This window comes from Pseudomonas sp. MF09150, from assembly GCF_059862355.1.
On sequence record NZ_JCBCUS010000006.1, the window covers coordinates 14,036 to 37,472 of the forward strand.

The following is a 23,437-nucleotide window of genomic DNA, read 5'->3' on the forward strand; positions in this document are numbered from 1 at the left end:
AGCGCGGAAAGACGCGCACACGTATTCAGGCCCTGGCATCCGCCGGGGCTTTTTCGTTTATGCGCAAGTGCGGTAACCTCGGCGTGGCCATTTGGCATTATCTGCAGAGGGATATGAATGCGCAGGAACAAAGATATCGCGTTGCAGTTGCTGAACATCTTGGCTGAAGAGCCTGGCGGGTTCGCCATCCAGCGCTACGAACTGCGCCAGGAGTTCGTCAACAGCGCCTTGAGTTCAGGCCTCGGCATTTCAGACCTGCGGAGGGTGGCCGACTATCATCTTCACATTCTCGAAACGGCAGGCTTCGTAAAATTAACCAAGGATGAAGAGATAAAAGGGTGCTCCCAATCCGATTACTTTCAAATGACTTGGGCAGGACATGACTATCTAGAGTGTAACTCTCCTGGGTACATCCCCGAAAAGTAACTATCTGTTGAAGTTTTCAAGTTCGCCCCCCGGCATTGCGCGGCGCATTGTGTTTTGTGAAGTGAACACGGCTAGGGTGGGCCTGGACGCGGTATTGCTGGTAGTCACGCCTTACGAAAGAACACCGGCAGCTTGAGCTGCTCATCCTTTGCTATTGGGGTCGGCTCAAGCGGACAGGCGTGGAGAGACAAGCACGTTATGCAGATGATGCGCTCAGGCAACTGAGCTAAGTCGGTAGTGGCGTGGATCAAAGCCGCGCGCTCCTCGATCGATTGCGCGATGAGAGTCTGGGGCACGTGACCCAACGAGCCAGACCGCCAAGCCGGGTATGCACCGGCCCTCTATACCCATTTGAGCCTCGGCATTTGCCGGGGCTTTTACATTTCTGGAGCACGGCGATGCAGAGTTCGAACTTTGTTGAGGGTGTATCAGGCTGGCGTATCGCCGATGTGTACGGTCGGCAGGACGCCGAGGAGTGGGAAAAACGGTCTGAGTTATGGAACGATTCCATAATAGTTATGGAACATCTCGTCGGCGCGACCGGCGCCACCAAACCCCAGAAACGAAAAAGCCCTGAATAATCAGGGCTTTGTCGTACAAATATGGCGGAGGCGATGGGATTCGAACTCATGGACCTGTTACAGTCGACGGTTTTCAAGACCGTTGCCTTAAACCACTCGGCCACACCTCCGTATTGCGTTGCGGGCGCCATAATACCCGAATGAAACACACTGTCAAACTCTCTGCGTAGCTTGTTGCAGAGCGTCTGTTATGATCTTTGCCACTGAACGTTTCAAACCAACAGGAGTGTCGCCATGCGCGAACAGGATTACGCAGTTAATAACGGCGTGCAGGCTGAGCAGCTAGAGGTTAGCCGCGTCCTGCGCAACACTTACGGCTTGCTGGCTCTCACCCTCGCATTCAGCGGCGTGATGGCTTTTGTGGCTCAGCAGATGCGTGTCGGTTACCCGAACATTTTCGTGGTGCTGATCGGCTTCTACGGCCTTTTCTTCCTCACCAACAAACTCCGTGATTCGGCCTGGGGCCTGGTGTCGGCGTTTGCCCTGACCGGTTTCATGGGCTTCCTGCTGGGCCCGATCCTCAACCGCTACCTGGGTATGCAGGGCGGCGCTGAAGTAGTCAGCTCGGCCTTTGCCATGACGGCGCTGGTGTTTGGTGGTCTGTCGGCCTATGTGCTGATCACCCGCAAGGACATGAGCTTCCTCGGTGGTTTCATCACCGCAGGCTTCTTTGTCTTGATGGGCGCAGTGCTGGCCAGCTTCTTCTTCCAGATCAGCGGCCTGCAACTGGCGATCAGCGCGGGCTTCGTGCTGTTCTCGTCGGTGTGCATCCTGTTCCAGACCAGCGCCATCATCCATGGCGGCGAGCGTAACTACATCATGGCGACCATCAGCCTGTATGTATCGATCTACAACCTGTTCATCAGCTTGTTGCAGCTGTTTGGCATCATGGGTCGCGATGACTAATCGTCTGCCCTGAATAAAAAAAGCCCGCTTCGGCGGGCTTTTTGTTGCCTTCAGTTTTGTGTGGCGCACATAAAAGGCGCTCTCGCGGGCGATCAGCCCATGGGCGGCAGGCGATGTTTGACTGGGGTTTTCTTGACGATGGCGGTGTTGGTTTCAGCGTAGGTGTTCAGGTGATCGAGCAGGGTGTCCAGTTGCTCCATGGAGCGCACGTGCAGGCGGGCGATAAAGCAGTCATCACCGGTGACCTTGTCGCACTCGGTGAATTGGGCGATGGACTGGATCTGTCGTTCGACCTCCTGCAATTTGCCCGGCAGGGGGCGGATGCGGACGATGGCCTGCAACTGATAGCCAAAGAGTTTGGGGTCGACCTCCACCGTATAGGCCTTGAGCACGCCGCGTTCTTCGAGGCGGCGCAGGCGTTCGGCGACGCTGGGGGACGACAGGCCGCTGATCTGGGCCAGAGCCTTGAGCGAGCGGCGTGAATCTTCCATCAGGGCGCTGATCAGCGCCTGGTCTATTTCGTCGATCATCGCAGCCTCTTAGGTGAAGTACGGATTGTGCCTTGATAAAAAAGGCATACGGCGGTTTTTGCCTATCGCAAGCGCTGGAGCGGCCCAGGGCGGCATTGTCATACTTTTGGCACCTGTTGAGGAGCCTGAAGATGGACAAAATGACACGCCGCGGTTCGCTGGAAATGACCGCCGCCATGCTGATTTCCGGAACCATTGGCTGGTTTGTGCTGGTGTCCGGGCAGCCGGTGCTGGATGTGGTGTTCTGGCGCTGTGTGTTCGGCGCCGGCACATTGCTGCTGATCTGCGCCGGGTTCGGTTTGCTGCGCCCGGGCATCCTGACCCGCACCACCTTTGCCCTGGCAGTGCTCAGCGGGGTAGCCATCGTCGGTAATTGGCTGCTGCTGTTCGCCTCTTATTCCCGCGCCTCCATTGCCATCGGCACCGCGGTGTATAACGTGCAGCCCTTTATGCTGGTTGGGCTGGCGGCGCTGTTTTTGGGCGAAAAAATCACCGCGCAGAAGCTGTTCTGGCTGGGTGTGTCGTTCGCCGGGATGCTGGCGATTGTCAGCGCCCATGGCCAGCAGGGCGCCGGTGGCGATGATTATCTTGCAGGCATCGGCCTGGCCCTGGGCGCGGCGCTGCTCTACGCCTTTGCTGCGTTGCTGATCAAACGCCTGACCGGCACGCCACCCCATCTGATCGCCTTGATCCAGGTCTGCACCGGGGTGCTGTTGCTGGCGCCCTGGGCCAACTTTTCGGTGTTGCCGGCGCAGCCTTCGGCCTGGGCCAGCCTGCTGACCCTGGGCATGGTGCACACCGGCCTGATGTATGTACTGCTGTACGGCGCGATCCAGAAACTGCCCACCGCGTTGACCGGCGCCTTGTCGTTTATCTACCCGATTGCGGCGATCTTCGTCGATTGGCTGGCTTTCGGGCATCGTCTTGAGTGGCTGCAATGGCTGGGGGTGATCGCGATTTTGCTGGCCGCTGCCGGCATGCAACAGGGCTGGACCTGGCGTTTGCGGCGTGCGATCACGCCCTGAATCAGATCTTCCAGTGTTCCGCGCTTTTGGCCAGGCGCTGGCGCATATCGCCCAGGTTGGCCACCAGTTGCCGGGTCAGCAGGCGGTAGCCATCGAGCGCCGAGTACACCGGGGTGGTGTTGGAGGGCTGCAGCAGGCTGTCGTCAAGGCGCCGCCCCAGGCGTTTCGACGCGCCGGATTGCAGGGCCCGGGCCATGCCGATCAATTGCACGCGCACCAGGCGGTTTTCCTGTTTCAGCAGTTGTTGCAGGTGCGCCAGGGCTTGTGGGTCGCTGACATCGGGGCGGGTGTTGGCGAGGATCTCCAGGGTGCTGAAGCACATGCGCAAGTTGCGCTGGATGGCGTCGAGCTCGGTCATGGAAATGCGCACCTCCTTGGACACCGAGGGCATCAGCGAGCGCAGTTGCAGCAGAGTCGCGTTGAGCCGGCTGAGCAGCTTGAGGTGTTCATCGTCGGTGACCGACTGGCCGTTGACGATGCGCCCGTACACGGTGGCGCAGTCACGCAGGGCGCTGGCCAGGTTGTAGCGCCAGGAATAGACCGCGTACAGCGGGATGGCAAAGGAAAACGCCAGCGCTAGGGCGATACCGATCAGGATATCCACCGCCCGCCACAGGCCGTCGGTGATCTGGTTGTCACCATGGCCGGCCACGATAAACACGGTGATCGCCGACAGCAGGGCGGTGTAACCCCCCTTGCCGATGGCGTGATAGGAAAAGAAGCCGCAGACCACCGACATCCCCAGATACGTCACCCAGGGCAGGCCCAGGTAAGCCTGTTGCAGCACCAGCAGCAGGCCGACCCCGGCCCCGATCAGGGTGCCGATCGCCCGCTCGGCGGCCTTCTTGCCGATATTGCCGTGGTGCTGCAAACCGCCGATCACCACCAGCATGGTCACCGACGCCCACTCACCGTGGGGTAGGTTGATCCCGGTGGTCAGCAGGATGGTCGCGATCAGGCCCAGGGAGACCCGTACCGCATGGATCAGCCTGGCGTGGCGGTAGCGCCGGTACGGGTCCAGCAAGGGACGCAGGAGTCGGCGCAACAGCAGGGGCATTCGGGAGGTTCGCAGGTCGCTCATCGGGCTCGGCTATGGGCTCCAGTCAGGGGTTTTAGAATATGTAATCGGTGGTCAAAAAGCTCGACTCGCGATTACGGATGATGTCGCTGATCAATTCCTTGTTGCTCTCCAGGAACTTGGTCGCGACCAGGGTGCGGATCGAGAAGGTGCGCAACGCATCATGTACCGACAGCGTGCCCTCGGCGGAGTTCTTGCGTCCGTTGAACGGGAACGTATCGGGCCCGCGTTGGCACTGGGCGTTGATATTGATCCGCCCGACCTGGTTGGCGAAGGTGTCGACCAGGCGCCCGACTTCAGTGGAGTTGGTGCCGAAGATGCTCAACTGCTGGCCGAAGTCGGATTCGAGTACGTAATCGATCACGGTGTCGAGGTCGCGGTAGGGCACGATCGGCACCACCGGGCCGAATTGCTCCTCCTGGTACACGCGCATCTCGGTGGTCACCGGGTACAGCACCGCCGGGTAGAAGAACGAGGCCCGGGCTTCGCCGCCGCCACTGTTCACCACCTTCGCGCCTTTGCTGGTGGCATCGGCCACCAGCGCGTGCAGGTAGTCGACCTTGCCCGACTCCGGCAGCGGCGTCAGGGCTACCCCCGGCTCCCAGGGCATGCCGGGCTTGAGGTTCTGCAGCTTGGCGTTGAATTTCTCGATAAAGCGCTCGACCACCTCTTCATGCACGAAGAGGATTTTCAACGCGGTGCAGCGCTGGCCATTGAACGACAGCGAGCCGGTGACCGCCTCGTTGACCGCGTTGTCGAGGTCGACCTCGGGCAGCACGATGCCCGGGTTTTTCGCATCCAGGCCCAGGGCGGCTCGCAAGCGGTGGGGCTTGGGGTGGAGTTTTTTCAGGTCGCTGGCGGCCTTGTTGGTGCCGATAAACGCAAAGATGTCGATCTTGCCGCTGGCCATCAAGGCGCTGACGGTCTCGCGGCCGCTGCCGTAGATGACGTTGATCACCCCGGCCGGGAAGCTGTCGCGAAAGGCCTCCAGCAGCGGTCGGATCAGCAGCACCCCGAGCTTGGCCGGCTTGAATACCACTGTGTTGCCCATGATCAGGGCCGGAATCAGAGTGGTGAAGGTTTCGTTCAGCGGATAGTTGTACGGCCCCATGCACAGCGCCACGCCCAGTGGCACGCGGCGGATCTGGCCGAGGGTGTCCTGCTCCAGCTCGAAGCGGCTGGAGCGGCGGTCCAGTTCCTTGAGGGCATTGATGGTTTCGGTGATGTAGTCGCAGGTACGGTCGAACTCTTTTTCCGAGTCCTTGAGGTTTTTACCGATTTCCCACATCAGCAGCTTGACCACCGCCGAGCGCTGTTCGCGCATGCGCCCGAGGAAGGCTTCGACGTGCTGGATGCGTTCGGCCACGCGCATCGTCGGCCACACGCCTTGACCCCGGTCATAGGCCTGCACGGCGGCGTCGAGGGCGGTGAGGGCGGTGTCGGCATCGAGCAGCGGCGTGCTGCCCAGGATCACTTGCTCATCACCGTTGGGCCCGGCCAGGTACACCGGGCTGCGTACCACGGCCAGGGGGCCGGTCCAGGTCTTGAGTTCGCCGGCGACCAGGTACTCGCGTTGTTCGGTCTGGCCGTCCAGGCGGTATTGCTCGGGAATATCAGCGGCGGCAGGAAACAAGTGCTCGAGAAGATTGGCTGTGGTCATGACTCTATCCCGTTTGAATGCGCGGACCTGTGGGGCGGTCCGCTGGCGAATGACAGTCGACAAGCGGCTACAAGGGTTATACGCCTGTATGGCGCCGGTCTTTAAGCGGTCTGGGGTAATGCGTGGCAGGGCAGGCGGGTGATGGTCTGGGTCTTTGGCCCAAGAGTAGACCTTTTTCTCTGCCCGGCGCGAGGACTCAAGCCTCAGCCGGCACTGAACAGCTGGCGGATCAGGCGCGGGGTGCTGCCGGTCCAGCGCTTGAACGAACGCCGGAAATTGGCCGCATCGTTGAAGCTCAGGTACTGCGCCACGTCGTCGTTGCTCCAGCCCTTGACCTGATACAGGTACAGCGCCACGTGCTTGCGCACCAGGTCGACCTGATGCTGAAAGCAGGTGTCGTGTTTCTGCAGTTTGCGCTTGAGCGTCGCCGGGCTCATGGCGAAAGCCAGTGCGGCCTGTTCCAGGTTCGGGGTCTGGCGCACATGGGTTTGCAGGTAGCGATAGAGGCAGTCGAGAAACCCCGAGCCCAGGCCCAGTTGCTCCAGTTGCGCGGTGGCCTGCTGGCGCGCCACCTGGCCGGCGGTGGCCGAGGCATTGGGCCAGGGCTGGGTCAGGAACTCCCGGGGGATGCGCATCAGGTCCAGGGGGCGACGGAACTGCGTGTGTTCTCCGAGGTGCACCCAGTACTGCTCGACATAACGCGGTTCGGCGTGGCTGAAGCTGCATTCCCAGGGCAGGCGCTGGCCGCTCAGCCACTGACTCATGGCGATCAGCGAGGTCATGCTGGCTTCGAGCAGAAAGCGCCACTGCTCGCCGGCGCCGCAACTGTCGAGCCAGTAGCAATAGGCGTACTGCTCATCCAGCAACAGCCGTGGCGCCACCAACGGGCTGAGCAAGGCCTGTTGCTGGATCAGGGTGTCGAGGGCCTGGTGCAGGTTTTGCGCATGTTGCAGCGCATGGCTGGCCGCGCCGTAATGCCCCGGCAGCAGGCGCTGGCCGAACAGAAAGCTGCTGTCGTCGGCGTCCAGCAGGCGCCGGCTGTTACCAATCAGGGCGAGGAATTGTTGTGGGCTGAGACGGGTCTGACCCGCCAGGATGTCTTCGTGGAACAAGCCGGTGCCACGCAGCAGGCGGTGGCTGTCGATGTCCCGGGACAGCGCCAGGTCGATCAGGGTCGCTGGCTGGTAATGCCCGGGAATAAAGCGGCTGTCGGTTTCATACCAGAGGGTCTTGAGCGTCATGGGGCGGCCTCAGGCGGTCTTGGCCAGGGGCTGCTTGGCCCGCGCCAGCGCCAGGTTGAGGCGCTTGAGCAGGGCCTCCGGGGCTTCGCTCAGGGCCATCACCACCGCGGTGCTGGCCGAGAGTTGCAGGCGTTCGCCGTGCTGCCGGGTCTTGTGGGCCAGGCCGTGCACCGCCTGCTCCAGCTCCAGGGCCAGCAGCCGCGCCTGGCTTTCGCCGGTGTTGGGCAGCAGCACCACAAAGCGGTCGCCGGCCAGGCGACACAGCAGGTCCTGGCGCCGCAGGTTGAGCAGCAGCAGATGGCTGATGGCCTGCAACACCGCGTCGCCCTCGGCATGCCCGTAGTCATGGTTGATGGCGGCAAAGCGGTCCAGGTCCAGGGCCAGCAGCGACAAGGGTTGCTGGCGTCGCGCGCTGTCTTCCAGGGTGCTGGCCAACTGGCGCTTGAAGTAGTCGGCGCCACCCAGCGGCGTGAGTTTGTCGAACAGCCGATGCTCGCGGAACAACCGTTCGCGTTTCTCCATCTGCGCGCTGATGGCCAGCTGTTCGCGGTGCCAGTGATAGATGCCGATGGTCAGCAGGATCATGCCCACCGGCATCGGCCCGGACTCCAGCCAGTGGTCCCAGGTGATGCTGTCGGGCAGGCGGATAAACTCATCCAGGCTGTCGATCCACCAGGAGAAAAAGATGCAGCTCAACCCCAGCGCCAGGTAGTTGGTGACGCGCCCGGCCGGCCGGCTTTTCAGCACCAGCCCCAGCCACACCAGGGCCAGCAGTGCCGAGCCGCCTTCGCCGACAATGTCCAGCCACTCCCATTCGCTGACCGCCTTGAGATCGCCGCAGGCCAGGTGCAACAGCAAGCCGGCATTGGCCGCTAGCAACAGCAGGGTGAGTTTCAAGCGATGGGGTTTGAGCACTGAGAACATGGCCGGCGACCTGGGTTGAAGGCGGAATGGGCGTCAGCTCAGCAGAAGGATGTGACAGTCCGGTGACGGCGTGCACTACACCCGGGGAGGTCGAATCAGCTCACCGCGCCTGGGCATTTTTTTCGCCGCTGGCCGCCAACCAGCCGATTTCCCGGCGCCGCCAGGCCGTATCCGCTATCCGCTCGGGCGCTGCCGACGGGCCCGAGAGGTCATATCAGCTCACTTTGCCCACTGGCCCCCTGGCAAAGCGCCTGTTTCACGGGTCAGCGCCGACCCCTGTCACAGAACCGTCATTCGCCGACCCTAGCGTGCCCTCCCAGTTGCCGGGCCGATTGCCTGGCGTTAACGGACTCTTTGGGGGAGGACAGGATGGAAACGCGCAGCAATCATCAGCGCAACGGCACGCTCGGGCTGGTCGGCTTCACACTCACCGCGCTGGCCCTGGCCGTGGCCAGCGAGCGCCTGAGCGCGGCGCAAATGGACGCCGGCACCGAGCACGTCGAAGTGGTCGGCCAGGCCGCCAGCATTGACCAGGCGCTCAAGGAGCAGCGCAGTTCCGACAGCATCAAAAGCGTGGTGCACGCCGATGGCGTGGCCCAGTTGCCGGATGAAAACGTCGCCGAGGCGGTACAGCGCCTGCCGGGGATCAGCGTCGAGCGCGATCAGGGCGAAGGCCGGTTTGTCAGCGTGCGCGGGCTGGGGCCGGACCTCAACAGTGTGACCATCAACGGCACCCTGGTGCCTTCGCCGGAGAGCGCGCGCCGCGCCGTGGCCCTGGATGTGCTGCCCTCCGAGCTGGTGCAGTCGCTGTCGGTGATCAAGACCCTGACCCCGGACATGGACGCCAACTCCCTGGGCGGCACTGTCGATGTGCAGAGCCTGTCGGCGTTCGACCACAAGGGCCTGTTCTACACCGGCAGCAGCGAAGCCAGCTACGACCAGAACAGCCACCAGACCAGCCCCAAATTCTCCGGCGCCGCCAGCAACCGCTTCAGCCTCGGCGACGGCATCGACAACTTCGGCGTGGCCGCGGCCCTGAGCTGGCAGAAGCGCGATTTCGGCTCGGACAACGTCGAGACCGGCGGCGCCTGGGACTTCCAGCAAGGCGCGCGGCTGCAAGAATTTGAACAACGGGACTACGACATCAGCCGCGAACGTGCCGGTGGCGGCCTGAACTTCGACTACAAGCCCGACGACGACTCCCGCTATTACCTGCGTACCCTCTACAGCCGCTACAAGGACAGCGAGACGCGCAACTCCACCAGCATCGAATTCGCCGACCCCCAGGCCTCCGGTCAACTGGGCGACGCCGAGGGCAAGCGCAAGCTCAAACAACGCGAAGAGACCCAGGAAATCCAGTCCTACGTATTCGGCGGCGAGCGGATGGTCGGGCTCTGGACCCTCAGCGGCCAAGCCGGCTACAGCCGGTCCAGCGAAGACAGCCCGGGGCATATCGCCGGTGCCACCTTCGAAGGCAACAGCGACTTTGCCGACAGCGGTTTCTACGACACGCAAAAGCCGCGGCCGATCATCGGCGCGGGCTTCTATGACCCGGCCAACTTCACCCTGGACAAGGTCGACTGGGAACAACAGAAAACCACCGACACCGAGAAGAACCTGCGCCTGGACCTGGCCCGTGACTACGACTTCAGCGGCTACGCGTCCCAGGTCAAGTTCGGCGGCAAGGTCAGCCGGCGCAACAAGGACAACGACCTGGATGCCTGGGTCTACAAGGACTTCGACACCCTGGGCTTCAGCGACCAGCAGCTCAACCTCACGCAGTTCCAGAAGGGCAGCGTCGATTACCGCCTCGGCCGGTTCGGCCCGGGGATCAGCGGCTCGGCGGTCAAGGACCTGATCGGCAGCCTCGATCGCGCCGACTTTTATGACGAGCAGGAATCCCGGGTCAACGACTTCACCATTCGCGAAGACATCAACGCCGGCTACCTGATGAACACCCTCGACATCGACGACTGGCGCTTTATCGCCGGCCTGCGCTACGAAGGCACCGAGTTCGAAGCCAAGGGCACCGGGGTCACCGACGGCGCCTACACCGCCACCGAGACCCAGCGCCGTTATCACCACTGGCTGCCGGGCCTGCATGCGCGCTACCAGCTGGATAAAAACACCCAGGTGCGCGCGGCCTGGACCAAGTCCGTGGTGCGCCCGACCTTTGGCCAACTGGCCCCGGGGTTTGTCATCGACGGCGACGAAGCCACCTTCGGCAATCCCGACCTCAAGCCGCTGGAGTCGAGCAACCTCGACCTGGGCATCGAGCACTACATGGGGCGCGCCGGCACCGTCTCGGCCTTTGTGTTCTACAAAGACATCAAGAACTTCGTCTACAACACCGACCTCGCCGGCACGGGCGCCTGGGCCGGTTTCTCCGAAGCCCACAGTTTCGACAACGGCGACAGCGCCAAGCTGTATGGCCTGGAGCTGGCCTACTCGCAGAAGTTCGACTGGCTGCCCGCGCCCTGGAACGGCCTGCTGGTCGGCGCCAACAGTACCTTCAGCCGCTCCAGCGCCAGCATCGAGGGCTTCGACCAGGCCAGTGGCCGCAATCGCAAGCGTGATATCGCGCTGCCCAACCAGTCGGACACCGTGGGCAACCTGATGCTCGGCTGGGAAGACGACACCGTCAGCCTGCGCCTGTCGGCCAACTACAAATCCGACTACCTCTACGAGCTGGCGTCGATCAACGACAAGGCCCACGACCTGCACGTCGATGCCCAGACGTTCGTCGACTTCAGCGCGCGCTACTCGCTGAGCAAGAACCTGCAACTGAGCTTCGAGGCGCAGAACCTCACCGATGAGTCGTACTTCGTCTACACCGGCCATCGCGCCTACAACGGCCAGTACGAAGAGTACGGCCCGACCTACAAGCTCGGCCTGACCTTTACCCACTTCTGAACCCCGGCGGCGCTGCTGGCCGGCGCCGCCCCGGATGAACCATAAGGATTTCTACCGTTGATGAAGATTCAGCCGTTCTCCAAGCCAACCTTGCTGGCCACGCTGCTGGCCCTGGCCTCGACCGCGGTCTTGGCCGCGCCTGCGGTGCCCAGGCTGCAACTGCAACCCTGGGCCGCGACCCAGCACCTTGAACTGAACGCCCTGAGCTTTCTGCCGGCGCAACTGGGGCCTGAGCGCCTGGCTGCCAGCGAGCGCGACGGCTTGCTGTTGCTCGATGCCCAGGGCCCGGAGCTGGCGCGTTTGCCGGGGTCGTTCAGTGCCCTGGACAGCCGCGCCGCCGGCCAGCAAGTGCTGGTGGCCAGCCTCGACAACCAGCGCCAGCAAGCGCTGCTGGTGAGCCTCGACCCACGCACCCGCAGTTGGGGGCAGCCGGTGTATCTGCCGGCCCGCGACTACCCGGTAAACGGCCTGTGCCTGTACCGCGACGAGGCCAGCAACCTGTTCCTGTTCCTGGTGGGCGAGGAGGGCAAGGGTGAACAATGGCTGGTGGGTAATGGCGCGCAACTGAACCCCCAACCCCAGCGCGTGCGCGGTTTGCCGCTGCCACCGGCGGCGCAGTTCTGCCAGGTCGACGATGGCGCCAACCAACTGCTGGTCAATGAGCAACACGTGGGCTGGTGGGCCTATCCGGCGCACCCGGAAGCCGATGTCGAGCGCCTGCCGGTGGCCTTGCGCGCACCCTTCGGTGACCTCAAAAAAGCCGCCGGGGCCATGGCGCTCATGCCGGGCGGGGTGCTCGGCCTCGACCCCAAGGCTGCACAACTGCACCTCTACCAGCAGCAGGGCGAGCTTTGGCAAGCCGTGGCCGCGCTGCCGTTGCCGGGCCTGGTGGAACCGGAAAACCTGGCCCTGCAAGCCACCGCCACAGGCGTTCAAGTGCTGCTGCGCGATGACGAGGACGGGCGCCTCTATCAGGGCCAGTTGAACTGGCAGGCGAGCCCGGTGCCGCTGCCACCGCCACTGCCCAACGTGGCGGCGGTCAGCCAGAGCGACCCGGTGGGGCGCCAGGGCGATGCGGCGGACGATCCGGCGATCTGGATTCACCCCCAGCAAGCGGCCTTGAGCCGGGTCCTGGGCACCAATAAAAAACAGGGCCTGCTGGCCTATGACCTGCAAGGCAAGCTGCTGCAAGAGCTGCCGGTGGGGCGCCTGAACAACGTCGACGTGCGGCCCAACTTCGCGCTGGGCGAACTCAAGGTCGACCTGGCGGTGGCCAGCAATCGCGATCACAACAGCCTCAGCCTGTTCGCCATCGACCGCAGCAGCGGCGAGTTGCGTGAAGCGGGGGAGATCCCTACGCCGCTTAAGGAAATCTACGGCATGTGCCTGTTCCAGCCGGCCAGCGGCGAGTTGTACGCCATCGCCAACGGCAAGGACGGGACCTTTGTCCAGTACCGCCTGAGTGCGCCCAACGGCGTGGTGCAGGGCGAGCTGGTGCGCCAGTTCAAGGTCGCCAGCCAGCCTGAAGGCTGCGTGGCCGACGACCAGCGCCAGCGGCTGTTTATCGGCGAGGAGGATGTTGGGGTGTGGGCGGTGGACGCCCGTCCCGAGCAGCCGGCAACCCTGAGCACTGTGATCAAGGTCGGCCCGCAACTGCATGCCGATGTCGAGGGCCTGGCCCTGTACCAAAGCAATGCGCGGGACTACCTGGTGATTTCCAGCCAGGGCAACGACAGCTACCTGGTGCTCGACGCCGAGCCGCCCTTTGCTTCCCACGGTGCGTTCCGGGTCGGGATCAACGCCGCCGCCGGTATCGACGGTGCCTCGGAAACCGACGGCATCGAAGTCACCTCGGTCAACCTGGGTGGGCCCTGGAGCCAGGGCATGCTGGTGGTGCAGGACGGGCGCAAGCGCATGCCCGAGCAGACCCAGAACTTCAAGTTCGTGCCCTGGGCCGAGGTCACCCGGGCGCTGAAACTGCCCTGAGGCGGGCTGTCATCAATCGGTCATCACACTTTCATCCAATAGCCCGCGGGCAGTCGCGCATCGACTGTTCCCGGGCTGGCACACAGGAGCGACACCATGCAAGCGACACTGGAACACATGACGATCTGGGGGCTGATCAGCGATGCCAGCCTGTTGGTCAAGGCAGTGATGCTGACCTTGCTGCTGGCCTCGTTGCTCAGTTGGTACCTGATCATTCAACGCAGCGCGGTCTTGAGCCGTTGCGAGCGGCAGATGAACGACTTTATCCAGCGCTTTCGCAGCGCCCCGGAGCTGCCGTCGCTGTACCGCGAGAGCCAGCACAGCGGTGATCGCGAGGGCGGGGTGGAGCCGATCTTCCTGGCCGGCTTCCAGGCATACAGCCAGCTTGGGCAGCAACCCGGCAACCCGGCCGACGTGGTGCTCGAAGGGGTCGAGCGCTCATTGTCCGTGGCCATCAGCGAACAGGAAGTGCAGTTGGAAAAAGGCCTGCAGTTTCTCGCCACCGTGGGTTCGGTCAGCCCCTACATCGGCCTGTTTGGCACCGTGTGGGGGATCATGAATTCCTTCCTCGGTCTGTCCCAGGTGCAGCAGGCGACCTTGTCGACGGTAGCGCCGGGGATCGCCGAAGCCTTGATCGCCACGGCCATCGGCCTGTTTGCGGCGATTCCGGCGGTGATTGCCTACAACCGTTTTTCGGCCCGGGGGCAGACCTTGCTCACCCGCTATTACGCCTTCGGCAACGAGCTTCAGGCGCGCCTGCACCACAAGCTGCATGGCGCCCCGTTGAACCTGGCCGTGGCCGCCTGAAAGGAGAATGCACATGTTAGTCAGGCCGCAACGCAAGCACGGGCCCAAGGCGGAGATGAACGTGGTGCCTTACATCGACGTGATGCTGGTGCTACTGGTGATCTTTATGGTCACCGCGCCGATGCTGACCCAGGGCGTGAAGATCGAGCTGCCCAAGGTCGCCAGTGAGGCCCTGGCCAACGATACCCGGCAGCAGATCCTCACGCTGTCGGTCAAGGCCGAGGGCGGTTACTACTGGAACCTGGGCGGCGAACTGGACACCAGCAGTCAGACCGACAGCGCCGTGGACCTGGATGAAATGCGCGCCAAGGTGGCGCAGATCGTGGCCCGGCGTAGCGATACTCAGGTGTATATCCGCGCTGACAAGGACGCTGGCTACGGCAGTGTGGTCGCGGCCATGGCCGCCCTGCAGCAGGGTGGGGTGAGCAACCTCGGGCTGGTGACCGAGGCCCCGCAATGAACGCGATGATCATGCCCGGCCCCACTTTGCACCTGTCGCCGCTGGCCCCTGGCAAACGCCTGCCCAACGTGCTGGCGGCGGCCTTGGCCCTGGCGTTGCACGCTGGGGTCCTGGCCTTGCTGGTGGCCGGCTGGTCGGTGGACAAGCCGCCAGTCGAGCCGCCCAGGGTGCTCAAGACTCAATTGGTGATGTTGCCGCCGGCCCCTGTACCCCAGGCTCCCGAGCCACTGCCGGCCGAGGTCGCACCGAGCCCGCCGCCGGCCGCATTGCGCGAGCCGGTGCCGGAGCCGCCCAAGGTTGTGCCCGAGCCGCAGGTGCAGGCGCAAAAGCTGGAACAGGCGGCCCTGGCCCGCAAGCGGGTCGAGGATAAAAAACGCGAACAGCAGGTCGAGCAACAGCGCCAGCAGCGCGAACGCCTGGAAGCCGAGCAGCAGCATCAGCGCGAAGCCCAGCAGCAACAGGTCGCCCAGGCGCAGCGTGAGGCCCAGGCGCGCCAGGCCGCCGAGCGCGCCCGCCAGCAAGCCGCCCAGGCCGCTGCCGACAGTCGCCAATATCTACCCCTGAGCAAGGAGGCTCCGGATTACCCCCAGCGCGCCCTGGATAAAAACCTCGAAGGCGACTGCACCGTGGAGTACACCGTCACCCCCCAGGGCAAGATCGATAACCCCAAGGTCCTGGAGGGCTGCCATCCGCTGTTTATGCGACCTTCACTGGCGGCGGCGCAGACCTTTCGCTACCAGCCGCGAATCATCGATGGCCAGGCCGTGGCCGTGCCGGCGGTGCGTAATACGTTTCATTATCGAATCAAGTGACAGGGAAGGGCGGGGAGCGGCTGCCGAAGCTTGAGCAAAGTCTGTTTTTACCGGTCGCAGTCCCCACAAACCCGGGGCCTGCGGGTAAACTCCGCGCTTTCTTCAAGGAGTCGCTATGAGTTACTACCAGCCGGGCATTCTTGCCGCCCCCGTTCCGTCCCAGGCGCGTCATTTGTTTTTCACCCTCGACGCCATCGACGCGCTGCCGGCGGCCCTCGATCAGTTGCTGACATTGGTCGACGGGCAGACGGCGGTAGTGGGTTTTGGTGCTTCGCTGGTCAAGGCCCTGGGCGGGCGTGTACAGGGGCTCAAGGCGTTCCCGGCACTGAGCGGTGTCGGCGTGGATAACCCTTCGACACAGCACGCGTTGTGGGTCTGGCTGCATGGCGATGAGCGTGGCGAACTGCTGCACCGCAGCCGCGCCCTGGAGGCCGCCCTGGCCCCGGCCCTGCGCCTGGTGCAGATGAACGAAGCCTTCCGCCACAAGACCGGGCATGACCTGACCGGTTATGAAGACGGCACCGAAAACCCCCACGACGAGGCCGCCGTCGCTGCCGCCCTGGCCCCTGGCGCCGATGGCTTGCGCGGTGGCAGTTTTGCCGCGATCCAGCAGTGGCAGCACGACCTCAGCGGGTTTGCCGCGATGACCGGCGAACAGCGCGACAACATCATGGGCCGCCGCCTGAGCGACAACGAAGAACTGGACGACGCGCCGATCTCGGCCCATGTCAAACGCACCGCCCAGGAAAGCTTCACCCCGGAAGCCTTTATGGTGCGTCGCTCGATGCCCTGGATCGAAGGTGACCGCGCCGGCCTGATGTTTCTCGCCTTCGGCCACACCCTGAACGCTTTCGAAGTCCAGCTACGGCGCATGAGCGGCCTGGAAGACGGCATCACCGACGGCCTGTACCGCATGAGCCGCCCGATCACTGGCGGTTACTACTGGTGTCCGCCACTGCTCGACGGCCGCCTCGACCTGCGCGCCCTGGCTGCCACAGCCTAACGCCCTGATACCCTACGGCGCCCTCAAGGGCCAGCGCGGCCTCGCGCTGCTAGCGGCTACAGCTGTAGCCGCTGCCGAAGGCTGCGCCGGCCAGGAGGGACGTCTGGAGCCTGGGAGGGACGAAAATAACGCAGGCGCACGTTTCGGGACCGTTACGCAACCAGCGGTATCCAGCTCCTCGCCACCCGCATCACCTGTCTTTCGAATTGGGGTAGCAGTTCCCAGTGACGAGCACTCGATACGCCTTGGCAATGCGTTCTTTGAGAGGGAGTGGAGGATGGCGTTTAGAACCGTCGTTGTGCTCCAGGCACCAGGTTGCAGCCGGCGCGCCCAGTGTCCGGGATGCTTTTTTCAAATAGGCTTTGGCGGACTCCCTATCTGCAAAACGTTTCTGCGTGATTACTGGCGGGTCGCCGATTGGAGAGACTGCGCCGGTGGGGATTTTCATGCGTCCGTCACAGGCTCGGTTAACGACCACATATTCACCGCTTTCACCGGTCGTCCCTGAGCCAGGGCCGTGGTGGAAGATTTCTCCGACCCAGACGATATCGTCTATATCGATGTCCATCTCTATCAGCACGTCGTTGTTGGTGTAAGGCCCGGTGCCCCATGACGTCAGCCCATCGACCGGGAACCAGAAATGACTCAAATCCATTTGAATGGCCGCTTGCTGAGCGTTGTACAGCCGGGTTGCGTAGCCTTCGGAAGTTTTTTCCAGATCCTCTACTGAGCGCCGGAGTTTTATTGTTTTTCCTGACGGGTTCAGGTAGCTGCGCGTACATGCCTGTATATCGAGGATCTCTTGGCAGATGCGGTCCAATTTCGCTGGGTCGGCCATTAATGCTTTCAAAAAACTGTTGAGTACGTCGGCATCTGGGTCGCTGGGTTTCTCCCGTGCGCGCGAATCCGGATGCCACGGAAAGCGCTCGACCTTCAAGGCCCGCATCACCAGCCAGGTCATCAGTCCATAGGTCAGATGGTTAAGACCGCCGGAAGGCCAGGGACTAAAATCGCGATTTTTGCCCTTGTCCCATGTCAGCAGTTCAAGCAGGTCGGGGTCCAGGATTTGATACAGCGCAGGCGTGGAGGGGGCGGTCATGCGAGGTCTCTTTTCATTGTTCATCCATGAAGGCGCAGGCTCTCGTGAGCCTTGGCGCAGCCGGTGCCGAGGGCGGGCCTAGTATGCCAGGGGACTCGCCTTTCTCAGACCGATCACCGGCTCTTGTCAGAAAAATCCGAGAGGAGTACAAATGTACTCCATGACGACTCTCAGCCCCCGCCGCAGTGCCATCCTGACTTTTATCCGCGAGCGAATCGCCGGTCAGGGCCAGCCCCCCAGCCTTGCCGAAATCGCCGAGGCCTTTGGTTTTGCCTCGCGCAGCGTGGCGCGCAAGCATGTGCTGGCGTTGACCGAGGCCGGGTTTATCGAGGTCAACCCCCATCAGGCGCGGGGCATCCGCCTGCTCGATCAGCCCGCCCGCGCCGAGTTGCTGGACATCCCGGTCCTGGGCCGGGTCGCCGCCGGGCGGCCGATGGGTGCTGATGCCGAGGTCCACAGTCGCCTGTTGCTCGACCCCGGGATGTTCTCCCGCACTCCGGATTACCTGTTGCGGGTGCAGGGCGATTCGATGATCGAGGACGGCATTCTCGACGGCGACCTGGTGGCCGTGCACCGCGAGGCCGAGGCGCGTAACGGGCAGATCGTGGTCGCGCGGCTGGACGGCGAAGTCACCATCAAGCGTTTCCAGCGCACGGCCGAGGGCGTGCGCCTGCTGCCACGCAACCCGGCCTATGAGCCGATTCTGGTGCGCGACGATCAGGACCTGGCCATCGAAGGCGTGTTCTGTGGCCTGGTGAGGCAAGGCTGATGGGCGCCGTGGTTGCACTCGACACCCTGTTCAATGCCGGCCGGGTGTGGAAGGGCCGGCCCAGTGCGCCTGCCATCAGCCCCCAGCCCACCGGGCACGCGGCGCTGGATGCGGCCTTGCCCAGTGGTGGCTGGCCGGAAGCGGCGCTGACGGAAATCCTGGTTGCGGCCCAGGGCGTGGGCGAGTTGCAGCTGGTGTGGCCGACCCTGGCGCGCCTGAGTGCGGCGGGGGAGCGCATCGTGCTGGTGGCGCCGCCTTATGTGCCTTACCCCCAGGCCTGGCAGAACGCCGGTGTCGATGTGCGCCAGCTGTCGGTGATCCAGGCCGGCGAGCGCGATGCCTTGTGGGCGGCCGAGCAGTGCCTGCGTTCCGGCAGTTGCGGCGCGGTGTTGTGCTGGCCGCAGCAGGCCGATGACCGGGCCTTGCGTCGGTTGCAGGTGGCGGCCGAAACCGGGCAGACCCTGGCCTTTGCCTATCGCTCGTTGCAGGAGGCGGTCAACCCGTCGCCGGCCTCCCTGCGCATCGCCGTGGATGCACGGCCGGCACAGCTGCGGGTGCTCAAGTGCCGGGGCGGACTGGCCCAGGCCGCGCCCATCGCCTTTACGGCCGGGCACTGAGGTTGGCATGCGCTGGGTGTGCATTGTGTTCCCGCAATTGGCGTTGGATGCCGCGCTGCGCCAGCGCCCCGAACCCCAGGAGCCGCTGGCGCTGCTGAGCGGCACCGCGCAGCGCCGGGTGATCCAGGCGGTGAATGGCGCGGCCCGCGAACTGGGCCTGTACCCGGGGCAATCGCTGACCGCTGCCCACGCCATGACCAAAGCCTTTGCCAGTGCCGAATACGACGTCGATGAGATCGAGCATTGGCAACAGTTCCTGGCGGCCTGGGCCTACCGTTTCAGTTCCCAGGTCAGCGTGCGTTATCCACGCACGCTGCTGTTCGAGATTGAATCGAGCCTGGGTCTGTTCGGGCCCTGGCCGGCGTTCGAGGCGCGGCTGCGTGCGGAATTGGCGGCCCTGGGCTTTCGCCACCGGATTGTCGCCGCGCCCAACCCGGCGGCGGCCCGGGTCTTGGCCAATGCCTACGATGGCCTGGCGGTGGCCGATGACGGGGCCTTGCGTCAGGCCCTGGGCCCGATGCCCCTGGACCGCCTGGGCCTGGAACCCCAGGCCGCCACAGCGTTGTCGCGCATGGGCCTGCGCAGTTTCGAGCAAGTGCGGGCGCTGCCCCGGGCAACCCTGGCCCGACGCTTCGAGGCCGGCCTGCTCAAGCAGCTCGATGCCCTGCTCGGTGAGCGGCCCCTGGCCCTGGCGTTCTATCAGCCGCCCGACCGCTTCGACCTGCGCATCGAGCTTAATTTCGATGTGCAATCGCACCAGGCGCTGCTGTTTCCCCTGCGCCGGCTGACCGGCGACCTGGCGGCGTTTCTCTGTGGCCGCGACAGCGGGGTGCAGCGCTTCGACCTGCACCTGGAGCACGGGGAGCTGGCCGACACCCTGGTCAAGGTCGGGCTGCTCAGCGCCGAGCGCGACCCGGCGATGCTGTTCGAACTGGCTCGCGGGCGCCTGGAACAGATCCAGGTGCCCGCGCCGGTGCGCAGCCTGCGCCTGGTGGCCGAAGACCTGCCGAGCTTTGTGCCCGAGCGCCGCGAACTGTTCGATGAACGCCCCCAGCAGTCCCTGCCCTGGGAACAACTGCGTGAACGCCTGCGCGCGCGCCTGGGGGATGAGGCGGTGGTCAGCCTGGGGTTTCAGGCCGACCACCGCCCCGAATGCAGCTGGCAACTGGGCGCCGCGCATCAGCCCTGCGTGGCCATCCCCGGCCTGTTGCGCCCGGGTTGGTTGTTGCAGGAGGCGCTGCCGGTGGCGGAAGGTTCGGCGCGGATCCTCATGGGCCCTGAACGCATCGAATCCGGCTGGTGGGACGGCGCCGATGTGCGCCGCGATTACTACCTGATCGAAACCCGCAGCGGCCAGCAGGGCTGGGCTTATCGAGCGGTCGGCGCGGGCGGGCCGTTGCTGTTGCAAGGCTGGTTCGCATGAGGGGGTATGCCGAGCTGCACTGCCTGTCGAACTTCAGTTTCCAGCGTGGTGCCTCCAGCGCCCGCGAGCTGTTCGAACGGGCCCGGGACCAGGGTTATCAGGCCCTGGCGATCACCGATGAGTGCACCCTGTCCGGGATCGTGCGCGCCTGGCAAGCCTCCCGGGACAGCGGAGTGGCGCTGATTGTCGGCAGCGAACTGCGCATCGAGAACGGCCCGAAACTGCTGCTGTTGGTGGAGAACCTGGAGGGTTACCAGAGCCTGAGCCGGCTGATCACCCGTGCCCGGCGCCGGGCGGAAAAGGGTCAATACCGGGTGCTGCGTGAGGATTTCAGCGAACCTTTGCCTGGCCTGTTGGCGCTGTGGCTGCCGGATGCGCTCGATGCACCGGCCGACGGCCATTGGCTCAAGGGGCTGTTTGGCGAGCGGTTGTGGCTGGCGGTGGAGTTGCACTGCGGCCAGGACGATGCCCGGCGTCTGGCCGGGTTGCTGGCGCTGGCGGCGCAGTTGCAGATCAGGCCCCTGGCCACGGGCGACGTGCACATGCATGTGCGCGGACGCCGGGCGCTGCAAGACACCATGACCGCGATCCGTCATCACCTGCCGGTGGCCGAAGCCGGGCAGCGCCTGCACCCCAATGGCGAGCGCCATCTGCGCAGCCTCGAAGCCTTGCGCAGCCTGTACCCGGCGGCGCTGCTCGAGGAGTCGCTGCACATCGCCCGGCGTTGCACGTTCGACCTGGGCCAATTGCAGTACCAATACCCCCGGGAGCTGGTGCCCCAGGGGCATACCTCGGCCAGTTGGTTGCGGCAGCTGACCACCCAGGGCTGCGCCTGGCGCTGGCCACGCGGTGCACGGCCCGAGGTGCTGGCACAGATCGAGAACGAGCTGGAGCTGATCATCGAGCTCAGGTACGAGAGCTATTTCCTCACGGTGCACGACATCGTCACCTTCGCCCGCAAGCAGCACATCCTGTGTCAGGGCCGTGGCTCGGCGGCCAACTCGGTGGTGTGTTTCGCCCTGGGCATCACCGAGATCGATCCCGATCGCTCGACCATGTTGTTCGAGCGCTTTTTATCCCGCGAGCGCAACGAGCCGCCCGACATCGACGTCGACTTTGAACACGAGCGCCGCGAAGAAGTGCTGCAGTACGTGTTCCGCCGTTATGGTCGCCATCGCGCGGCGCTGACCGCGGTGGTCAGCACCTACCACGGCGCCGGCGCGGTGCGCGATGTGGCCAAGGCCCTGGGCCTGCCGCCGGACCAGGTCAATGCCCTGGCCGACTGCTGCGGCCACTGGAGCGACACCCCGCCCAGCACTGAGCGCCTGCAGGAAGCCGGCTTCGACCCCGACAGCCAGGTCTTGCGCCGGGTGCTGAGCCTGACCGGGCAGTTGATCGGTTTTCCCCGGCACCTGTCCCAGCACCCGGGGGGCTTCGTGATTTCCGAGCAGCCCCTGGACACCCTGGTGCCGGTGGAAAACGCCGCCATGGCCGAGCGCACCATCATCCAGTGGGACAAGGACGACCTGGACATGGTCGGCCTGCTCAAGGTGGATATCCTGGCCCTGGGCATGCTCAGCGCGATCCGCCGCTGCTTCGACCTGATCCACGCCTATCGCGGCCAGCGCTGGAGCCTGGCGTCGATCCCCGCCGAGGACGCGGCGACCTACGAGATGATCAGCCGCGCCGACACCATCGGCGTGTTCCAGATCGAGTCCCGGGCGCAGATGTCGATGCTGCCCCGGCTCAAGCCCAAGACCTATTACGACCTGGTGATCGAGGTGGCCATCGTGCGCCCGGGGCCGATCCAGGGCGGCATGGTTCACTCTTATCTGCGGCGGCGCAATAAACAGGAAGCGGAAACCTACCCGTCAGCCGAGCTTGAGGCCGTGCTCAAGCGCACCCTGGGGGTGCCGCTGTTTCAGGAGCAGGTGATGCAGATCGCCATGGTCGCCGCCCAATACACCCCCGGCGAGGCCGACCAGTTGCGCCGCTCCATGGCCGCCTGGAAACGCCACGGTGGCCTGGAGCCGCACCGCGAGCGCCTGCGCGGGCGCATGGTCGACCGAGGCTACAGCGAAGCATTTGCCGCGCAGATCTTCGAGCAGATCAAGGGCTTCGGCAATTACGGCTTCCCCGAATCCCACGCCGCCAGTTTTGCCTTGCTGACCTACGCCAGTTGCTGGCTCAAGTGCCATGAGCCGGCGGCCTTTGCCTGTGCCCTGATCAACAGCTGGCCCATGGGTTTCTACAGCCCGGACCAGATCCTCCAGGATGCCCGTCGCCATCAATTGCAGATTCGTCCGGTGGACGTATGCGCCAGCGCCTGGGATTGCAGCCTGGAACCGCTGCCCGGTGCGCAGCCGGCACTGCGCATGGGGTTGCGCATGATCAAGGGCTTTCGCGAGGAGGATGGGCGACGCATCGAGGCGGCGCGCCAGCAGCGAGGGTTTGTCGATATCGCCGACCTGGGCCTGCGGGCCGAGCTCGACACGCGCGCCCAGGAACTGCTGGCCGATGCCGGGGCCCTGCGCGGCCTGGCCGGCAACCGCCATCGGGCGCGCTGGGAGGTGGCGGGGGTGCAACAGCAACTGGGCCTGTTCGCCGGCCTGCCGAGCCAGGAGGAAGCGCCGGTGGCCTTGCCGGCCCCCAGCGTGGCGCAAGACCTGCAAGCCGACTACCTGAGCCTGGGCACCACCCTTGGCCCGCACCCCCTGGCCTTGCTGCGCGACGAACTCAAGGCCCGGCGTTGCCGCAGCTCGCGGGAACTGCTGGCGCTGGAACACGGGCGGCCGGTCAGCGTGGCCGGGCTGGTCACCGGGCGCCAGCGTCCGGGCACGGCCAGTGGCGTGACCTTCGTCACCCTGGAAGACGAGTTCGGCAACGTCAATGTGGTGGTCTGGCGTGACCTGGCCGAGCGTCAGCGCCGGGTGCTGGTGGGGGCGCAACTGCTCAAGGTCGACGGCACCCTGGAAACCGAAGGCGAGGTCCGGCACCTGATCGCCGGGCGCCTGACTGACCTTAGCCCGCTGCTCGATGGCATCAGCGTGCACAGTCGCGATTTTCGCTGAAGCCGCCCCAGGCCCGACAGGCGGCCGGTTGTACCTGGTAAAACCCATGGCGAAGGGTGAAGCAGGGCCGGTTTTTTGGGTAATTCGAGCTTCTGTGAGCGCGCCT

Annotated in this window: 20 protein-coding genes and 1 tRNA gene; 14 read left to right on the top strand and 7 right to left on the bottom strand. The window is 64.4% G+C overall.

Annotated features, from left to right (window positions below; translation table 11 throughout):
• Window positions 1–117: 117 nt before the first annotated feature.
• Together AC19YX_RS21510 and AC19YX_RS21515 are read left to right on the top strand one after the other, a co-directional pair.
• Window positions 118–426 carry a DUF2513 domain-containing protein gene (locus AC19YX_RS21510; RefSeq protein WP_201131528.1) on the top strand — a complete coding sequence of 103 codons (309 nt, stop codon included), beginning with the start codon at window positions 118–120 and terminating at the stop codon, window positions 424–426.
• Window positions 427–824: 398 nt separating this feature from the next.
• Window positions 825–1,007, top strand: a complete 183-nt coding sequence (locus AC19YX_RS21515; RefSeq protein ID WP_500606959.1) for a hypothetical protein — start codon at window positions 825–827, stop codon at window positions 1,005–1,007.
• 22 nt (window positions 1,008–1,029) lie between these two features.
• On the opposite strand, the gene AC19YX_RS21520 is transcribed toward AC19YX_RS21515, so the two are convergent.
• Window positions 1,030–1,117 (bottom strand) — tRNA-Ser (locus AC19YX_RS21520).
• 124 nt (window positions 1,118–1,241) lie between these two features.
• On the opposite strand from AC19YX_RS21520, the gene AC19YX_RS21525 reads away from it, so the two are divergent.
• Complete coding sequence (locus tag AC19YX_RS21525) at window positions 1,242–1,913, top strand: Bax inhibitor-1/YccA family protein (RefSeq protein WP_020297396.1); 672 nt, start codon at window positions 1,242–1,244, stop codon at window positions 1,911–1,913.
• A 92-nt stretch (window positions 1,914–2,005) separates the two neighbouring features.
• On the opposite strand, the gene AC19YX_RS21530 is transcribed toward AC19YX_RS21525, so the two are convergent.
• Window positions 2,006–2,443, bottom strand: coding sequence for an Lrp/AsnC family transcriptional regulator (locus tag AC19YX_RS21530; RefSeq protein WP_500606960.1), 438 nt, complete (start codon window positions 2,441–2,443; stop codon window positions 2,006–2,008).
• Between the two features lie 131 nt (window positions 2,444–2,574).
• Here AC19YX_RS21530 and AC19YX_RS21535 point away from each other — a divergent pair, with 131 nt between their 5' ends.
• The gene (locus AC19YX_RS21535; protein WP_500606961.1) at window positions 2,575–3,468 is read left to right on the top strand and encodes a DMT family transporter; all 894 of its coding nucleotides are present in this window, start codon (window positions 2,575–2,577) and stop codon (window positions 3,466–3,468) included.
• 1 nt (window position 3,469) lies between these two features.
• Here AC19YX_RS21535 and AC19YX_RS21540 read toward each other — a convergent pair whose 3' ends face one another.
• From AC19YX_RS21540 to AC19YX_RS21555, 4 genes are all read right to left on the bottom strand, one after another.
• Complete coding sequence (locus tag AC19YX_RS21540) at window positions 3,470–4,525, bottom strand: FUSC family protein (RefSeq protein ID WP_178102898.1); 1,056 nt, start codon at window positions 4,523–4,525, stop codon at window positions 3,470–3,472.
• A 55-nt stretch (window positions 4,526–4,580) separates the two neighbouring features.
• Entirely contained in the window at window positions 4,581–6,206 is a 1,626-nt protein-coding gene (locus tag AC19YX_RS21545; RefSeq protein ID WP_201131526.1) for an NADP-dependent glyceraldehyde-3-phosphate dehydrogenase, read from the bottom strand.
• 203 nt (window positions 6,207–6,409) lie between these two features.
• The gene (locus AC19YX_RS21550) at window positions 6,410–7,447 is read right to left on the bottom strand and encodes an AraC family transcriptional regulator (RefSeq protein ID WP_201131525.1); all 1,038 of its coding nucleotides are present in this window, start codon (window positions 7,445–7,447) and stop codon (window positions 6,410–6,412) included.
• Between the two features lie 9 nt (window positions 7,448–7,456).
• Entirely contained in the window at window positions 7,457–8,371 is a 915-nt protein-coding gene (locus tag AC19YX_RS21555; RefSeq protein ID WP_500606962.1) for a GGDEF domain-containing protein, read from the bottom strand.
• A gap of 369 nt (window positions 8,372–8,740) precedes the next feature.
• On the opposite strand from AC19YX_RS21555, the gene AC19YX_RS21560 reads away from it, so the two are divergent.
• The 6 genes from AC19YX_RS21560 (at window position 8,741) to AC19YX_RS21585 (ending at window position 16,352) form a co-directional block, all read left to right on the top strand.
• Window positions 8,741–11,284, top strand: a complete 2,544-nt coding sequence (locus tag AC19YX_RS21560) for a TonB-dependent receptor (protein WP_500606963.1) — start codon at window positions 8,741–8,743, stop codon at window positions 11,282–11,284.
• Between the two features lie 60 nt (window positions 11,285–11,344).
• The gene (locus AC19YX_RS21565; RefSeq protein WP_500606964.1) at window positions 11,345–13,270 is read left to right on the top strand and encodes a phytase; all 1,926 of its coding nucleotides are present in this window, start codon (window positions 11,345–11,347) and stop codon (window positions 13,268–13,270) included.
• A gap of 96 nt (window positions 13,271–13,366) precedes the next feature.
• Window positions 13,367–14,077, top strand: coding sequence for a protein TolQ (gene tolQ, locus AC19YX_RS21570; protein WP_500606965.1), 711 nt, complete (start codon window positions 13,367–13,369; stop codon window positions 14,075–14,077).
• A 13-nt stretch (window positions 14,078–14,090) separates the two neighbouring features.
• Window positions 14,091–14,537, top strand: a complete 447-nt coding sequence (tolR, locus tag AC19YX_RS21575; RefSeq protein WP_078468722.1) for a protein TolR — start codon at window positions 14,091–14,093, stop codon at window positions 14,535–14,537.
• Window positions 14,534–15,349: an energy transducer TonB gene (locus AC19YX_RS21580; protein ID WP_201131521.1), complete on the top strand. Its 816-nt coding sequence runs from the start codon at window positions 14,534–14,536 to the stop codon at window positions 15,347–15,349. Before tolR ends, AC19YX_RS21580 begins: the two co-directional genes overlap by 4 nt.
• A gap of 115 nt (window positions 15,350–15,464) precedes the next feature.
• Entirely contained in the window at window positions 15,465–16,352 is an 888-nt protein-coding gene (locus AC19YX_RS21585; protein ID WP_500606966.1) for a Dyp-type peroxidase, read from the top strand.
• Window positions 16,353–16,542: 190 nt separating this feature from the next.
• Here the strand turns inward: AC19YX_RS21585 and AC19YX_RS21590 are convergent, their stop codons facing one another.
• Complete coding sequence (locus tag AC19YX_RS21590; protein WP_500606967.1) at window positions 16,543–17,451, bottom strand: hypothetical protein; 909 nt, start codon at window positions 17,449–17,451, stop codon at window positions 16,543–16,545.
• 151 nt (window positions 17,452–17,602) lie between these two features.
• Between AC19YX_RS21590 and lexA the strand changes: the two genes are divergently transcribed.
• Genes lexA through AC19YX_RS21610 form a run of 4 tightly spaced genes read left to right on the top strand, consistent with a single transcriptional unit; the run spans window position 17,603 to window position 23,331 of the window.
• Entirely contained in the window at window positions 17,603–18,220 is a 618-nt protein-coding gene (gene lexA, locus AC19YX_RS21595) for a transcriptional repressor LexA (protein WP_421549078.1), read from the top strand.
• The gene (gene imuA / locus AC19YX_RS21600) at window positions 18,220–18,837 is read left to right on the top strand and encodes a translesion DNA synthesis-associated protein ImuA (RefSeq protein ID WP_421549077.1); all 618 of its coding nucleotides are present in this window, start codon (window positions 18,220–18,222) and stop codon (window positions 18,835–18,837) included. The genes lexA and imuA overlap by 1 nt, the downstream gene beginning before the upstream one ends.
• 7 nt (window positions 18,838–18,844) lie before the next feature.
• On the top strand, window positions 18,845–20,260 hold the full coding sequence (locus AC19YX_RS21605; protein ID WP_500603557.1) for a Y-family DNA polymerase: 1,416 nt from the start codon (window positions 18,845–18,847) through the stop codon (window positions 20,258–20,260).
• The gene (locus AC19YX_RS21610; RefSeq protein ID WP_500606968.1) at window positions 20,257–23,331 is read left to right on the top strand and encodes an error-prone DNA polymerase; all 3,075 of its coding nucleotides are present in this window, start codon (window positions 20,257–20,259) and stop codon (window positions 23,329–23,331) included. Before AC19YX_RS21605 ends, AC19YX_RS21610 begins: the two co-directional genes overlap by 4 nt.
• The last annotated feature ends 106 nt before the right edge of the window (window positions 23,332–23,437 follow it).